General features: G+C 71.6%; 14 protein-coding genes. 8 read left to right on the top strand and 6 right to left on the bottom strand.

Translation table 11 applies throughout. The annotated features are described in order from the left end of the window. Positions 1-537, bottom strand: a 537-nt coding sequence (locus tag E1281_RS26580) for a hypothetical protein (RefSeq protein ID WP_131882408.1), incomplete at its 3' end; no start/stop codon positions are given. Between the two features lie 228 nt (positions 538-765). On the opposite strand from E1281_RS26580, the gene E1281_RS26585 reads away from it, so the two are divergent. Beyond that, a complete protein-coding gene (locus E1281_RS26585) occupies positions 766-2,538 on the top strand; it encodes a biotin carboxylase N-terminal domain-containing protein (RefSeq protein ID WP_131882410.1) in 1,773 nt (590 codons plus the stop codon). Between the two features lie 137 nt (positions 2,539-2,675). Then, positions 2,676-4,133 (top strand): hypothetical protein, encoded by a 1,458-nt coding sequence (locus tag E1281_RS26590; RefSeq protein WP_131882411.1) that lies wholly within the window; start codon positions 2,676-2,678, stop codon positions 4,131-4,133. 48 nt (positions 4,134-4,181) lie between these two features. Here the strand turns inward: E1281_RS26590 and E1281_RS26595 are convergent, their stop codons facing one another. Further along, complete coding sequence (locus tag E1281_RS26595; RefSeq protein WP_165959116.1) at positions 4,182-4,775, bottom strand: SPFH domain-containing protein; 594 nt, start codon at positions 4,773-4,775, stop codon at positions 4,182-4,184. Positions 4,776-4,973: 198 nt separating this feature from the next. Here E1281_RS26595 and E1281_RS26600 point away from each other — a divergent pair, with 198 nt between their 5' ends. Next, a complete protein-coding gene (locus E1281_RS26600) occupies positions 4,974-6,008 on the top strand; it encodes a sensor histidine kinase (RefSeq protein WP_131882413.1) in 1,035 nt (344 codons plus the stop codon). Positions 6,009-6,030: 22 nt separating this feature from the next. Here the strand turns inward: E1281_RS26600 and E1281_RS26605 are convergent, their stop codons facing one another. Beyond that, a complete protein-coding gene (locus E1281_RS26605) occupies positions 6,031-6,690 on the bottom strand; it encodes a response regulator transcription factor (RefSeq protein ID WP_131882414.1) in 660 nt (219 codons plus the stop codon). 305 nt (positions 6,691-6,995) lie between these two features. On the opposite strand from E1281_RS26605, the gene E1281_RS26610 reads away from it, so the two are divergent. Continuing rightward, a complete protein-coding gene (locus E1281_RS26610; RefSeq protein WP_131882416.1) occupies positions 6,996-7,466 on the top strand; it encodes a CBS domain-containing protein in 471 nt (156 codons plus the stop codon). A gap of 166 nt (positions 7,467-7,632) precedes the next feature. Further along, positions 7,633-8,913, top strand: a complete 1,281-nt coding sequence (locus E1281_RS26615) for an ArsB/NhaD family transporter (protein ID WP_131882417.1) — start codon at positions 7,633-7,635, stop codon at positions 8,911-8,913. A gap of 48 nt (positions 8,914-8,961) precedes the next feature. On the opposite strand, the gene E1281_RS26620 is transcribed toward E1281_RS26615, so the two are convergent. Beyond that, entirely contained in the window at positions 8,962-10,347 is a 1,386-nt protein-coding gene (locus E1281_RS26620) for an NAD(P)H-quinone dehydrogenase (RefSeq protein ID WP_131882425.1), read from the bottom strand. Between the two features lie 121 nt (positions 10,348-10,468). Here E1281_RS26620 and E1281_RS26625 point away from each other — a divergent pair, with 121 nt between their 5' ends. The 3 genes from E1281_RS26625 to E1281_RS26635 are packed head-to-tail and all read left to right on the top strand — an operon-like array spanning position 10,469 to position 13,483. Further along, complete coding sequence (locus tag E1281_RS26625) at positions 10,469-10,921, top strand: gamma-glutamylcyclotransferase (RefSeq protein WP_131882419.1); 453 nt, start codon at positions 10,469-10,471, stop codon at positions 10,919-10,921. Between the two features lie 45 nt (positions 10,922-10,966). After that, positions 10,967-11,767, top strand: a complete 801-nt coding sequence (locus E1281_RS26630) for a purine-nucleoside phosphorylase (RefSeq protein WP_131882420.1) — start codon at positions 10,967-10,969, stop codon at positions 11,765-11,767. Positions 11,768-11,794: 27 nt separating this feature from the next. Continuing rightward, positions 11,795-13,483, top strand: a complete 1,689-nt coding sequence (locus tag E1281_RS26635; protein ID WP_131882421.1) for a phospho-sugar mutase — start codon at positions 11,795-11,797, stop codon at positions 13,481-13,483. Here the strand turns inward: E1281_RS26635 and E1281_RS26640 are convergent. After that, positions 13,476-14,129 carry a PH domain-containing protein gene (locus tag E1281_RS26640; protein WP_131882422.1) on the bottom strand — a complete coding sequence of 218 codons (654 nt, stop codon included), beginning with the start codon at positions 14,127-14,129 and terminating at the stop codon, positions 13,476-13,478. The two genes, E1281_RS26635 and E1281_RS26640, sit on opposite strands and share 8 nt — an antisense overlap. Before the next feature lie 393 nt (positions 14,130-14,522). Beyond that, positions 14,523-15,071: adenosine deaminase family protein (locus E1281_RS26645; protein WP_131882423.1), on the bottom strand; the 549-nt coding region annotated here is incomplete at its 5' end.

Raw genomic sequence — 15,071 nt, forward strand, 5'->3', positions numbered from 1 at the left:
GGAGGGAGAGACCGGGTCGTTCACCGGGCGCGCGCCGGGATCGAGGACGCGCTCGGCGACGAGGGTGATCTGCTCGCCGCGCGTGCGGAACTCGAACCGGCGCCGGACCGACTGGGTGACCTTGCCGTTGCCGTAGCGGACGACGGTGTTCTCGACCGCCTCCAGCGTGATCCGGTCCCCCTTCCGGACGGCGTGGCCCCCGTCGAGGCTCGTGCGGGCGCCCGTATAGGCGGGGCCGCCCTCGATGGGGGCGCGGTTGCGGGTCTCCAGCTCGCGGACGGCCCGCTCCTGGGAGCGCGCGAGGCGCGGGGAGATCCGGACGCCGTACACCTCGCGGGGCGAATCCGTGCCGTCGCGGTGCTGCTTCTGGACGAGGGCCTGCGAGCGGTCCTGGAGCAGCGAGTTCGCCGCGATCGTGAGCTGCCGGGTGACGTCGTCGTCCACGGGAGGGCTCTCCCACCGGACGGCGGACGAGGGGAACAGCAGGCATGCGGCGAGGACGGCCGTAAGGCCGATTTGGGGCCACGGGCGCACCATCGGCCTCTCCCGCTGATCGGAGCCGAGCAGATCCGTGCCGAAGAGTACACCCGCGAACCCGTGCGGGTGCCCGAAAGCGGCGACCGGCAGGCGGCGCCCGCCGCCCATGGCGGGCGGGGGGAGCGAACGCCCTGGTGCAGGGGCGATCGGCGCATAAGGAGGGGCTTACGAAAACCAGGAACGGCCATTATCTAGACTGCGCGTGCGAGGTTGAGGGAGGAGACCCACGTGCGCAAGGTCCTGATCGCCAACCGCGGAGAGATCGCGGTTCGTATAGCCCGTGCCTGCCATGACGCGGGCCTGGCCAGTGTGGCGGTGTACGCCGAACCCGATCTGGAGGCGCTGCACGTTCGGGTCGCCGACGAGGCGTTCGCCCTCGGCGGGCAGACCGCGGGCGAGAGCTACCTGAACATCGACAAGCTGCTGAAGATCGCCGCGGAGGCCGGCGCGGACGCCGTCCACCCCGGATACGGGTTCCTGGCGGAGAACGCCGACTTCGCCGAGGCGGTGGGGAACGCGGGGTTGACCTGGATCGGTCCGCCGCCCGAAGCGATCACCGCGCTGGGCGACAAGGTGCAGGCCCGGCACATCGCGCAGAAGGTCGGCGCGCCGCTGGTCGCCGGCACCAAGGACCCGGTCTCGGGCGCGGACGAGGTCGTCGCGTTCGCCGAGGAGCACGGCCTGCCGATCGCGATCAAGGCCGCGTACGGCGGCGGCGGGCGCGGCCTGAAGGTCGCGCGGACGCTGGACGAGGTCCCCGAGCTGTACGAGTCCGCCGTCCGGGAGGCCGTGGGCGCGTTCGGGCGCGGCGAGTGCTTCGTGGAGCGGTACCTGGACAAGCCGCGGCACGTGGAGACCCAGTGCCTCGCCGACAAGCACGGCAACGTGGTCGTGGTGTCCACCCGCGACTGCTCGCTCCAGCGGCGGCACCAGAAGCTCGTGGAGGAGGCCCCGGCGCCGTACCTGTCGGACGAGCAGGTCGAGCTGCTGTACCGCTCGTCCAAGGCCATCCTGAAGGAGGCCGGGTACGTCGGCGCGGGGACGTGCGAGTTCCTCGTCGGCCAGGACGGGACGATCTCGTTCCTTGAGGTGAACACGCGGCTCCAGGTGGAGCACCCCGTGACCGAGGAGGTCGCGGGCGTCGACCTCGTCCGCGAGATGTTCCGCGTCGCCGACGGCGAGGAGCTCGGCTACGGCGACCCGGAGCTGCGCGGGCACTCGATCGAGTTCCGGCTGAACGCCGAGGACGCCGGGCGCGGGTTCCTGCCCGCCGTCGGCACGCTGACGGAGTGGGAGCCGCCGACCGGCCCGGGAGTCCGGCTGGACACCGGCTACGGCGCGGGGCAGACGGTCCCGCAGGCGTTCGACTCGCTGATCGCCAAGCTGATCGTGACGGGCGCGACGCGCCGGCAGGCCGTCGAGCGGTCGCGCCGCGCGCTGGCGGAGTTCGCCATCGGCGGGATGCCGACCGTCCTGCCGTTCCACCAGGCGGTGCTGGACGACCCGGCGTTCGTCCCCGAGGACGACGCGACGCCGTTCTCCGTCCACACCCGGTGGATCGAGACCGAGTTCGACAACCGGATCCCGCCCTACGAGACGCCCCCCGCCGGGGACGAGGACGAGGGCGAGCGGGAGCGCGTGACCGTCGAGGTCGACGGCCGGCGCATCGAGGTCGTCCTGCCCGCGGGTCTCGGCGCGCCGCTCGGCGGGCCGGGCGCCGCCGGCGGGTCCCAGCCCGCCAAGCGGCGCGCCGGAAAGAAGGGCGGCGGCGCCCAGGCGTCCGGTGACTCCCTGGTCAGCCCGATGCAGGGCACGATCGTCAAGATCGTCGTCGAGGACGGCGCGACCGTGGAGGCCGGCGACGCCATCGTGGTCCTGGAGGCGATGAAGATGGAGCAGCCGCTCACCGCCCACAAGGCCGGGACGATCACCGGACTGGCCGCCGAGATCGGCCAGACCGTCTCTTCCGGTGCCGTGATCTGCGAGATCAAGGACAGCTGAGCGGGCGCCGTCCCGCCCGGTCCGGGGCGGGACGGCGCTCCGGTGGCACGCCTGGGTAGCGGCCCCCACACGGCCCCCTCCGCAAATCCCTCGCTCGGAGGACGCGAATCGGGCATCAACGTGGGCAGACTGGGAGAATGAACACCGAGATCCGGGCCGGCCGGGCGGCACGCCGGGGCGCCGTCTCGGCGATCATCGTCGCCGCCGCGCTGCCGGCGTTCGCCTTCAGCGCCCCCGCACAGGCCGCCACGGCGCAGCCCGCCGCAACGCAGACAGTCGCAGCACAGACAACCACCGCACAGACGACCACCGCACAGACGACCACCGCACAGACCGCCACAGCGCAGGCCACCACGGCGCAGACCGCCGCCGCGCCGGTGGCCGCGTCCGCCGACAACGCCGGGCAGATCGCCAACGGTCTCCTCGACTCGCGGCTCTACGTGACGAGCGAGGCCGGGAACGCGCTGTCCCCGGCCGCCCAGAACGAGGTCAGGACGGCCCTGGGCGGCGCGAGCGACGCCGACATCCGCGCCGTCGTCGTGAGCGACGACGCGACGCAGGCCCGGATCGGGCCGATGCTCCAGGCCGTCGCGAACCGCGTCGGCGAAGGCGAGACCTACGTCGCGGTCACCGCCGACGGCAGCCGCATGGCCGGCATCTCCCAGAAGCTGAACAACCAGGAGATGAACCAGCTCATCACGCGCACCAACGGCGCACCGCTGAAGGACCGCCTGGTCCAGTTCAGCGACCTCGCCGAGAGCAAGGTCGACGACAAGGCCCGGACGAGCGCGATCGGCGGGTTCGTGACGCTCGGCGTCCTCGTCCTGGTGATCGCGGTGGCGTCCGGCGCGATGCTCGTCAGCCGGAAGCGCCAGCGCGTCCGCGCGGAGCAGGAGATGGCCGACCTCAAGAGCGGCGTGGAGGAGGACGTGACGCTCCTCGGCGAAGACATCGCCCACCTGGACCTCAACGTCATGGACAAGGATCTCGATCCCGCCACCCGCGAGGACTACGAGCGGGCCATGAACTCCTACGACAGTGCCAAGAAGGCGACCGAGCGCGCCTCCAGGCCGCACGAGATGGAGGCGGTCACGACCTCCCTTGAGGACGGCCGGTACTACATGACCGCGACGCGCGCCCGCCTGGCCGGGGAGCCCGTGCCCGAACGGCGTGCGCCCTGCTTCTTCAACCCGCAGCACGGGCCCTCGGTGAAGGACGTCACCTGGGCGCCCCCGGGCGGTGTCGCGCGCTCCGTGCCGGCCTGCGAGGCCGACGCGAACGCCGTCCTGCACGGGACCGACCCGGACATCCGCATGGTCCCGGCCGGCGGCGCCAGGCGGCCCTACTGGGACGCGGGTCCCGCGTACGGCCCCTACGCGGGCGGCTACTACCGCGGGTACGGCGGGTTGGACATGCTCAGCGGCATGATGGTCGGCACCATGCTCGGCTCGATGATGTTCGGCGGCTTCGGCGGCTACGGCGGAGGGGACGCCATGAGCGGCTTCGGCGGCGACGGCGGCGACATCGGCGGCGGCTGGGACTTCGGCAGCGGCGACTTCGGCGGCGGAGGATTCGGCGACTTCGGCGGCTTCTGAGGTCGCGCGGTGCGCCCCCGACGCCCGGATGCGGCGCGCCGCCCCACGTCAGCGGGGGGCGGCGCGCCGCGGACCGGTGGCGGGGGCGCCGCAGCGGCAGAGCGGCAGGCCGGCGCGGACCGGGACCATCGCGTCGGTGATGGAAACGAGGTCGGCGGCCACTCCCCAGGGCCGGATCGCCTCGTTGACGCGCCGGACCAGATCGGCGTCGTCCCTGTTCGCCATCAGGGACGGCAGGTCCGCCAGGTCCCGGTCCGCTATCACGTCGCGCAGCGCGACCTCGGCGATCGCCTGCGCGGCGGAGGACGGCGAATCCGTGGCGGAGGCGTACATGACGGGGTCGTCGGCTCCCATCATCGCGAGCGCCTTCACACGGACGGAGACGCCGTCCCGGGTGGTGGCCTTGAGCCAGATGTCGTACGGGTGCACGCCTTTGGGGACGCGCACGCCGGTGTCCGCGAACGGCAGCAGGAAGCGCAGCCCCGGCCCGCGGACGCCGATCGTCCTCCCGAACCGCCGCACGACGAGGCGTTCGGACGTCTCGACCCGCCGGACCCCGGAGAGGACGACCACGGCCACCAGCAGCCCGAGGACGACCAGGGACGCCAACGGCGCGGTGAGGAAGCCCGAATCCTGTCCCACCGCGACCTCCCTGACCCCGCCACCGGTATGCTCGCTCTCCACCATCGGTGGTGGAACGCTGCGTCACCATCGGGCCCAGTGCTCATTGACGCGGGTGACCACCATGCAGACGCAGAGGGGCGAGCATGGGTATCGCCCCCCTCTGATCGGGGATGTCATGCATGGACAACCCCGGTCCTCTTGCGGTGACGTGGTGCCATGAGCACGAGTGACACCGATCCGAAGGCCGGGCGGCGCCGGCCGGGCCTGTTCAGGCCGCCCGCCTCGGCGCTGTTCTGGCGCATCCTCGCCGCCAACGGGTTGATCTTCGTGCTCGGTACCGCCGTGCTGGCGCTGACGCCCGTCACGGTGTCCTCGCGAATACTGATGAGCGAGTTCATCGTCCTGTCGATCGGCATCGCGCTGATGGTGGCGGCCAACGCGCTGCTGCTGCGCGTCAGCCTGGCGCCGCTGGACGGCCTCACGACGCTGATGGCGCGGCTGGACTCGCTGCGCTCCGGCGACCGGCTCGCGACCACCCCGAACCGCGATCTGTTCCGGCTCGTCGACCAGTTCAACGCGATGCTCGACCGGCTGGAGGCCGACCGCAGCATCAGCACCGGCGTCGTCCTGGACGCCCAGGAGGCCGAGCGGCGCCGCATCGCCCAGGAGTTGCACGACGAGATCGGGCAGAGCCTCACCGTGGTGCTGCTGGAGCTGAAGTCGGTGGTGAACCGCGCGCCCGAGGAGGTCGCGGAGGAGCTGCGCGGGGTCCAGGAGGTCGTCAGGTCCAGCCTCGACGAGGTGGGCCGGGTGGCCCGCAGGCTCCGTCCCGGCGTCCTGGACGATCTCGGCCTGACCAGCGCGCTCACCTCCCTCGCCGGGGACTTCTCCGGCGCGGACGGGCCGCACGTCACCCGCCGCGTCCAGAGCGGCCTGGAGGGCCTCGGCCCGGACGCCGAGCTGGTGATCTACAGGATCGCGCAGGAGGGCCTCACCAACGTGTGGCGGCACTCCGGCGCGCAGAACGCGGAGCTGTCGCTGAAGCAGGACGAGGACGGCCGCGTGGTCCTGCGGGTCGCGGACGACGGCTCGGGCCCGCCCACCGAGCCGGGCTCCGGCATCCGCGGGATGCAGGAGCGCGCGATGCTCATCGGCGCGCAGCTCACCATCGGGCCGTCCAACGGCGGCGGCACCGAGGTCAGACTGGTGGTCCCGCCCCCGGGCGCCGGCCGCGTCCAGTACCCGGCGTAGCCCCGGCGTCCGGCGGGGCGGTCTACGGCTCGACGAGGCCGACGCGGATGGCGTACTTGGTCAGCTCCAGGCGGTCGCGCATGCCGAGCTTGGCGAGGATGTTCGCGCGGTGGCGGTCGACGGTCTTGATGCTGATCGTCAGCGTCTCGGCGATCCGCTTGGACGAGTAGCCCTCCGCGACCAGCTTGATGATCTCCTCCTCGCGCGGGGTGAGGAGGCTCTCCGGGGCGCCGCCGTTCTGGTCGCGCCCGAGGTACTCGCGGATCAGCGCGTTGACGGCGCCCGGGTACAGGAAGGGCTCGCCCCTCATCGCGGCGCGGCAGGCCTGGAGGAGGTCGCGGTCCGCGACGGACTTCAGGACGTACCCGGACGCGCCGGCCTTCAGCGCCTCGAACAGGTACTGCTCGTTGTCGTACATGGAGAGGATCAGGATCCGCACGGCCGGGAAGCGCCGGGACATCTCCCGCGCGGCCTGCAGCCCCGTCATGCGCGGCATCGCGATGTCGAGGATCGCGAGGTCCACCTCGGTATCCGCGCACGCGTCGATCGCCTCCGCCCCGTCGGCCGCCTCGGCGACCACCGTCAGATCCGATTCGGCGTCCAGGATCAGCCGCAGACCGCGGCGCACCAGCGCATGGTCATCGGCCAGCAGTATCCGGGTGCGAGCGTCCCGAGCGTGCACCGATCACCTCCGGTCTCGCCTCCATGGTAGGCGCGCCACCGCCCGGCCGAACTGGGCAGACGACAGATACATGGTTCCTCCCGGCCCATATGGGTGCTGTCCCCGATGTCGGCTCGGGCCTCCGCCGCAAAGACTGGACGCCGTACGCAGAAAGGGGCGGACGCATGGCACAGCGATCGGGTGGCGGACACGGTTCCCTGCCCACGGCGCCACGGAGAACGTCCTGCGACGGGACCGTCCCCGGCGTTAGGAGGAGGAACCTATCAGCCAGAAGAACCAGGCTCACTGGAAGCCGAAAGGAAAACATGCAAGCGCGGGACATCGCCGTACAGGTGCCGACCGTGACCATGGGCGACTCGATCGCGCACGCGATCCAGGTCATGGCGCTCGGCCGCCTGCCCGGTCTGATCGTCGTGGACGAGGAGCAGCGCCCCCGGGTCGTCCTTCCCGGGACGCAGGTGCTGAAGCTGGCGGTGCCCGCCGCCTACCAGGAGGACCAGGCACTGACCCGGGTCGTGGACGAGGCCCACGCGGACGTGTTCTGGCACGAGATCAACGACCTGACTGTCGGGGACTGCCTTGGAGCGCACACGACCCGCCCGCTCACCGTGAAACCGTCCTCGACCCTGCTGGAGATCGCCACGCTCATGGCGCGGCACCGCAGCCCGCTGATCGCGGTGGTCGACGACTCCGGGCTCCTGGCCGGGGCCGTCGCCCTGGACCGGCTCCTGTCGGCATTGGCGCTGAACAGGCCGGACTCGGTTTCGGGCGACTGAGGGACGCGCCCGCGGGAGGCACGCGCCCAAAAAGCGCGGGCCGGACGGGCCCGCGACCCTACGGCACACCACGTGAAGCACCACCGTGCAACGCCGTGTCCGGCGGATCGTCTGACGGCTCCCCACTTGATGCAGCGGTTGAAGGCTCGCTGGAGAGGGTCGCGTCATGAGTGCCATCGTGGCGCTCGTCATCTTCACGGTGGCGTTCTTCTTCATCGCGACGGAGAAGGTCGACAAGGTCAAGGTCGTCCTGGTCGCCGCCGGCCTGATGACGGTGCTCGGGCTGACCTCGGGCGGCGAGGTCTTCTTCTCCGAGCACGAGGGGATCGACTGGAACGTCATCTTCCTGCTGCTCGGCATGATGATCGTCGTCGGCGTCATCAAGGGCACCGGACTGTTCGAGTACCTGGCGATCTGGGCCGCCAAGCGCTCGAAGGGCAGGCCGTACCGGCTGCTGGTGATGCTCATGGCCATCACCGCCGTGGCCTCGCCGTTCCTGGACAACGTCACCACGATCATGCTGGTGGCGCCGGTAACGGTGGTGGTCTGCAACCGGCTGCGGATCCCGGCCCAGCCCTACCTGATCGCCGAGGTGCTGGCGTCCAACATCGGCGGCGCCGCCACCCTGATCGGGGACCCGCCGAACATCATCATCGGCAGCCGCGCGGGGTTCACGTTCAACGACTTCCTGATCCACATGGCACCGATCGTGGTGGTCATCTTCATCACGTTCGTGGTGATGTCGCGGTGGATCTTCCGCAAGTCGTTCACGTACGACGAGCGGTACGTGGAAGAGGTGATGGCCCTGGACGAGCGCAAGGCGATCACCGACCACAAACTGCTGGTGCGGTGCCTGGCCGTGCTCGGCCTGATCATCGTCGGGTTCTCGCTGCACTCGGTGTTCCACATCGAGCCCTCGATCGTGGCCCTCGTGGGCGCGGGCGTCATGCTGCTCGTCACGAAGGTCGAGGTCGACGACGTCCTCAAAGAGGTCGAGTGGGGCGTCCTGGTGTTCTTCATGGGCCTGTTCGTGATGGTGTCGGGCCTCGGGCACACCGGGGTGATCGAGAACATCGGCACCTGGGCGGCGGACACGATCGGCGACGACTACTTCGCCGCCGCCACCGCCCTGGTGTTCGGATCCGCCGTGCTGGGCGCGTTCTTCGACAACATCCCCTACACGGCGACGATGGCGCCGATCGTGGAGGGGATGGCCGCCGGGGCCGACCCGCACACCGCGGACGCGCTGTGGTGGTCGTTCGCGCTGGGCGCCGACTTCGGCGGGAACGGGACGGCCGTCGCCGCGAGCGCCAACGTCGTCGCGATCGGCATCGCCGCCAGGACCGGTCACCCGATCAGCTTCTGGCAGTTCACCCGCTACGGGATCGGCATCACGGTCGTGAGCACGATCATGGCGTGGGTGTACGTGGCACTCCGCTACTTCTAGCGGACCGCCTGGTCGAGTGACCGTCCGTCAGATGGCCGGGTACGCCTCTCAGTAGGCGTGCTCGGCCATCAGGCGTCTGGACGCCTCGGTGATGCTGCCCGACAGGGACGGGTAGACCGCGAACGTCTGGGCGACCTGGTTGACGGTGAGGTGCTGCTGGACGGCCATGGACAGGCCCAGGATCAGCTCGCTCGCCCGCGGCGCCACGATGACGCCGCCCAGGATGATCCCCGTGGACGGCCGGCAGAACAGCTTCACGAAACCGTCCTCGAAGCCCTGCATCTTGGCGCGGGCGTTCGTGAACAGCGGCAGCATGACCGTCCGGGCGTTGACGTCCCCGGAGTCGACCATGTGCTGCGTGACGCCGACCGACGCGACCTCCGGGTCGGTGAAGATGTTGGACGCGACCCAGCCGAGCTTCAGCGGCTGCACCGCCTCCCCCAGCGCGTGCCACATCGCGATGCGGCCCTGCATGCCGGCGACGGACGCGAGCATCAGGATGCCGGTGCAGTCACCGGAGGCGTAGATGTTGGGGACGGACGTCCGCGACACCTTGTCGACCTCCACGAAGCCGCGCGCGTCGCAGCGGACGCCGACGTCCTCCAGGCCGATGCCCGTGGTGTTGGGGACCATCCCGACGGTCATCAGGCAGTGCGTGCCCTCGACCTTCGTCCCGTCCTCCAGCGTCACGATCACGCCGTTCCCGGACCGCTCCACTCCCGCGGCCCTGGACCGCGACATGACGTTCATCCCGCGCCGCAGGAACACCTCCTGGAGGACGGCCGCGGCGTCGGCGTCCTCGGTCGGCAGGATCCGGTCGCGCGACGACACCAGCGTGACCTTCGACCCCAGCGCCATGTAGGCGCCGGCCAGCTCGGCGCCCGTGACGCCGGAGCCGACGACGATCAGGTCTTCGGGCAGGTCGGGCAGGTCGTACAGCTGGCGCCAGTCCAGGATGCGCTCGCCGTCGGGCTCGGCGCCAGGCAGCACGCGCGGGGTCGCGCCGGTCGCGATGAGCACGGTGTCGGCCGGGATGCGCCGGTCGCCGACGGCGACGACGTGCGGCTCCACCAGCCGGGCCTCACCACGGACGATCTTGACCTCTTCGTAGGCGAGGCGCTCGGCGACGTCGTACGACTGGGCCCGCGCGAGGTCCTTCACGCGCTGGTTGACGGTGGCCATGTCGGCCTCCAGGGCGCCGACGATCCCGTCGGGGCCTCCGTTGAAGCGCAGGCCGAGGCCCGCCGACTCCGACATGACCGCCCTGCGGGTCGAGGTGGCGATGAGCGTCTTGGAGGGCACGCAGTCGGTGAGCACGCAGGCGCCGCCCGGACCGTCCCGTTCGACGACGGTCACGTCGGCGCCGAGCTGCGCCGCGACGAGCGCGGCCTCGTAACCGCCCGGGCCTCCTCCGATGATCACGATGCGGGTCACATCTTCCATTCTTTCCTACTCCGCGCGGTGAAATGTCCCGGCCCGGGTCCCGGGATACACGCGGGCCGCAATCCGCGCTTCGCTCCGGTGACCGGGCGCGCGTGAGTTAGCCTTGGCCAACGTGGCACTGTACGCGGCGTACGCCTCCAACATGGACCCCGAGCAGATGGCGAGCCGGGCTCCGCACTCCCCCATGCGCGGCACCGGCTGGCTGGCCGGCTGGCGGCTGACCTTCGGCGGGCAGGACAAGCACTGGGACGGCGCCCTCGCGACGGTCGTCGAGGACGGTTTCGAGCAGGTCTTCGTCGTGATGTACGACGTGCCGGCCTGGGACGAGAAGGAGCTGGACGCCTGGGAGGGCGCCGCGCTCGGCGTCTACCGCAAGACCAGGGTCCGGGTGCAGACCCTCGACGGCGACGCGCTCTGCTGGCTGTACGTCCTGGACGACTACGAGGGCGGCCTCCCATCCGCGCGCTACCTCGGCATCGTCGCGGACGCGGCGGAGAAGGCCGGCGCGCCCGACGACTACGTCAAGGAACTCCGCACCCGCCCCTGCAAGTCGCTCGGCGACTGAGCCTCCCCACCGAGGCGCGGTGATCTCGCCTGTAGTGTCGGCTATGTGAGCAACGACGCCTTTGCACTTGCGGAGAGCGCCGCGGACGAGCTGCGCGCCCGCACGTCCCTCGACTCCTTCGACGTCGCCCTCGTGATGGGGTCGGGCTGGGTCCCGGCGGCCGACGCGCTCGGCGAGCCCGCCGCCGACCTGCCGGTGACGGACCTGCCGGGCTTCGCGCCCCCCGCCGTCGAGGGCCACGCGGGACGCGTGCGGGTCGTGGAGATCGGCGGGCACCGCGCCCTGGTCTTCCTCGGCCGGACCCACCTGTACGAGGGACGCGGCGTCGACGCGGTCGTCCACCCCGTCCGGACGGCGCTGGCCGCCGGTGTGACGACGATGGTCCTGACGAACGCGGCGGGCGGGCTGCGGCCCGAGCACCAGAAGGTCGGCGACCCGGTGCTGATCTCCGACCACCTGAACCTGACGGGCGCGAACCCGCTGACGGGAGCGACGTTCCTCGACCTGACCGAGGCGTACTCGGGACGGCTGCGGGCCCTCGCCCGAGAGGTCGACCCGACGCTCCCCGAGGGCGTCTACGCGGCGTTCCGCGGCCCCACCTACGAGACGCCCGCCGAGATCCGCATGCTGCGCACGCTGGGCGCCGACATGATCGGGATGTCGACCGTCCTGGAGACGGTCGCGGCCCGCCGGGGCGGCGCCGACGTCCTCGGCATCTCCCTGGTCACCAACATCGCTGCCGGCCTGTCCGACGCGCTTCTGGACCACGAGGAGGTGCTCGCGGCCGGGCGCGCGTCGGCGGGCCGCATGGGCGCCCTCCTCGCCACCGTCCTCTCCAAGTTCTGACGCGGCGGCCGTGGAGAAGACGAGGGAATGAGCGATCTGCGGGCGCGGGCCGAGGAGTGGCTGGCGCAGGACCCCGATCCGGAGACCCGTGCCGAACTCCGGGCGATCCTGGACGAGGGCGACGGCCCGGCCCTCGCCGACCGGTTCGGGGCGCGGCTGGAGTTCGGGACGGCCGGGCTGCGGGGCGAGCTGGGCGCGGGGCCGAACCGGATGAACCGGGTGACGGTGATGCGCGCGGCGGCGGGGCTCGCCGCCCGCCTTCCCGAGGGCGGCCGCGTGATCATCGGGTTCGACGCGCGGTACGGCTCGCGGCGGTTCGCGGACGACACGGCGGCCGTGCTCAGCGGGGCGGGGTTGCGGCCCGAGGTGTTCGCCGATCCGGTCCCGACCCCCGTCCTGGCGCATTTCACCCGGACGTTCGACGACGTCGTGGCGGGCGTCATGGTGACGGCCAGCCACAACCCGCCCCGCGACAACGGCTACAAGGTGTACTGGGCGGACGGGGCGCAGATCGTCCCGCCGCTGGACGCCGAGATCTCCGCCGCGATCGACGCGGTCGGCCGCGTGGACGAGCTGCCGCTCGGCGAGGAATGGCCCGTCCACGACGGCGCCCGGATCTACCTGGACGCGGTGTCATCGATGCGGCTCGGCGGCGGCGCCGGCAAGGACGTCTCGATCGTCTACACGCCGATGCACGGTGTGGGGCGGGACGTGCTGCTGGAAGCGTTCGACCGGGCCGGGTTCCCCGCCCCGGCGGTCGTGCCGGACCAGGCCGACCCGGACCCGGACTTCCCGACCGTCGCGTTTCCGAACCCGGAGGAACCCGGCGCGCTCGACCTGGCCCTCGCCCTCGCCGGCGCCCGCGGCGCCGACCTGGTGATCGCCAACGACCCCGACGCGGACCGCTGCGCGGTCGCCGTCCCGGCGGCCGGCGGCTGGCGGACGTTGACGGGCGACGAGCTCGGCGGGCTGCTGGCCGAGCACGTCCTGCGCCACACCACCGGCGATGACCGCCTGGTCGTCACCACGATCGTGTCGTCGTCGCTGCTGCGCTCGATCGCGGCGGCGCACGGGGTCCGGTTCGCCGAGTCCCTCACCGGATTCAAATGGATCATGAAGGCGGGCGGCGGAGCCGGCCGGCTCGTGTTCGGGTACGAGGAGGCCCTCGGGTACAGCGTCGGCGACGACCGCGGTGTGCTGGTCAACGACAAGGACGGCATCGGCGCGGCGCTCGCGGTGGCCGCGCTCGCCGCCGGCGCCCGCCGCAACGGCCGCACGCTGCTCGACCTCCTCGACGACCAGGCCCGCGAGCACGGCCTGCACGCCACGTCCCAGCTCTCGGTCCGGGTCCCGGACCGTCCTCCAGCCCCCACCCACCACCATTCAACGGACGAGCCCCGCTCGAACCCCCTGTCGTGGATCACGTCCGCGATGGCTCGCCTGCGCGCCGATCCTCCGGAGAGGCTGGGCGGGCGGCCGGTCGAGCGGTTCGACGACCTCTCCGGCGGCGCCGATGGCCTGCCCCCTACCGATGGCCTGAGGTTCCGCCTGGCCGGAGGGGCACGGGTGGTCGTCCGCCCATCGGGGACGGAGCCGAAGCTCAAGTGCTACCTGGAGGTCGTCCTACCGGTCGACGACGACATCACGACGGTCCGCGCGCGCGCCGCCGCCGAGTTGGACGCCCTCCGCGCCGACCTCGACGCGGTCCTCAGGTAACGGCACCCACGACCGCGAGCACGACCAGCACCGCGATGGGGACGGCCAGCGACGCCACGGCCGGGACGGACCACGTCACCGTCCCCCGCGCCGACTCCTTCGACTTCTCGGTCTCCGCCTTGGCGGCGGCGGCCTTGTCCGGCGCCCCCGACCTGGTCTTGGGACGCCGCCGGTCGAGGATCTCGTTGAGCCGCTGGGCCGTGTACGCCGCCGGCGTCCGTCCCCTGAGGTCGATGCCCGGCGTCCTGGCCTGCTCCTTCTTCGCCCGCGCCTCCGCTCTGGCCTGGGCGCGCGGCGATGTCTGGTGCACCCAGGCCCGCGTCTCCAGTTCCCCGCCGTCCGGGCCGGCGAAGCGGACGACCACCGCGTTCGTGCCCTTGATCGAGCGCACCGCTGCCCACGGGACCCGGATGTCCCGCAGCGGGTTGCGGACCGTGACCGCGTCGTCGTCCCCGACGATCGCGGGCCGCAGCCCGGCCGTGTACGCGATCCCGGAGCCGAGCAGCAGCAGGACGCCGATGGTGAGCGACATCAGCGAGTAGGTGGCGTCGCCGGTGATGCCGAACACCAGGTCGGCGATGTTGAGCACGGCGAACGTCAGCCACGCGTACGCCGCGACACGCCCGCCGGTGGACCGAATCGTCATGGCTCGATCATGCCAGGGGCCGGGCGGGGGGCACGAAGAAGACGGCGAGGGATGGTCAGTCCCTCGCCGTCCGGTGGGGAGCGCGGCCCTTGCGGGGCCGCGCTCTTCAGGGTCAGGTCTTCTCCGGCTCCGGCGCGGCCCGAGAACGCTGGTCCCGCCACTTCAGGTAGCCCGCCGAAAACGCCACCAGGCCGACCACGGCGAGACCCATCCTGCGGCGTGACTCGAACAGGTCGGGTGCCCCCCGGCTATCGGGGTCGCGTCATCAAGATAAGGCTCGCGGTTTCGCCGGACAACAGCAGGCGCTCAGAGAGGCGCCGACTGTTCGCGCGCGGCTCGGCTATCGGACGCGCGAAGAACGGGACGATGCCGTCCCGAGAGGTCAGGGCCCGGTCACGCGAGCGGCCGGGCGCCGCTCCACTTGAGCTGCGCGAAACCGGGCTTGATCACCCCGTTGATCAGTTCGAGCCGCTCGTTGAACGGCGCGAACGCCGACTTCATCGCGTTCACCGTGAACCACTGGAGGTCGTCCCAGCCGTATCCGAAGGCGTCGACCAGGTTCGCGAACTCCCGCGACAGCGTCGTCCCGCTCATCAGCCGGTTGTCGGTGTTCACCGTGACCCGGAAGCTCAGCCGCCGCAGCAGCCCGATCGGATGCTCCGCGATCGACTTCGCCGCGCCCGTCTGGATGTTGGACGTCGGGCACATCTCCAGCGGAATCCGCTTGTCCCGGACGTAGTCGGCGAGGCGCCCGAGCCTGGCGTCCTCCCCGTCCGCCTCGATGTCGTCGATGATCCGCACCCCGTGGCCGAGCCGGTCGGCGCCGCACCACTGGATCGCCTGCCAGATCGACGGCAGCCCGAACCCCTCGCCCGCGTGGATGGTGAAGTGCGCGTTCTCCCGCTGGAGGTACTCGAAGGCGTCCAGGTGGCGGGTGGGCGG

Source organism: Actinomadura sp. KC345 (genome assembly GCF_004348515.1).
Lineage (GTDB): Bacteria > Actinomycetota > Actinomycetes > Streptosporangiales > Streptosporangiaceae > Spirillospora.

What these genes read in the sequence shown, in the direction of transcription:
- E1281_RS26590 (WP_131882411.1), top strand. Translation starts at nt 2,676, where the DNA reads ATGAACACCGAGATCCGGGCCGGCCGGGCGGCACGCCGGGGCGCCGTC.
- E1281_RS26600 (WP_131882413.1), top strand. Translation starts at nt 4,974, where the DNA reads ATGAGCACGAGTGACACCGATCCGAAGGCCGGGCGGCGCCGGCCGGGC.
- E1281_RS26610 (WP_131882416.1), top strand. Translation starts at nt 6,996, where the DNA reads ATGCAAGCGCGGGACATCGCCGTACAGGTGCCGACCGTGACCATGGGC.
- E1281_RS26615 (WP_131882417.1), top strand. Translation starts at nt 7,633, where the DNA reads ATGAGTGCCATCGTGGCGCTCGTCATCTTCACGGTGGCGTTCTTCTTC.
- E1281_RS26635 (WP_131882421.1), top strand. Translation starts at nt 11,795, where the DNA reads ATGAGCGATCTGCGGGCGCGGGCCGAGGAGTGGCTGGCGCAGGACCCC.
- E1281_RS26640 (WP_131882422.1), bottom strand. Translation starts at nt 14,129, where the DNA reads ATGACGATTCGGTCCACCGGCGGGCGTGTCGCGGCGTACGCGTGGCTG.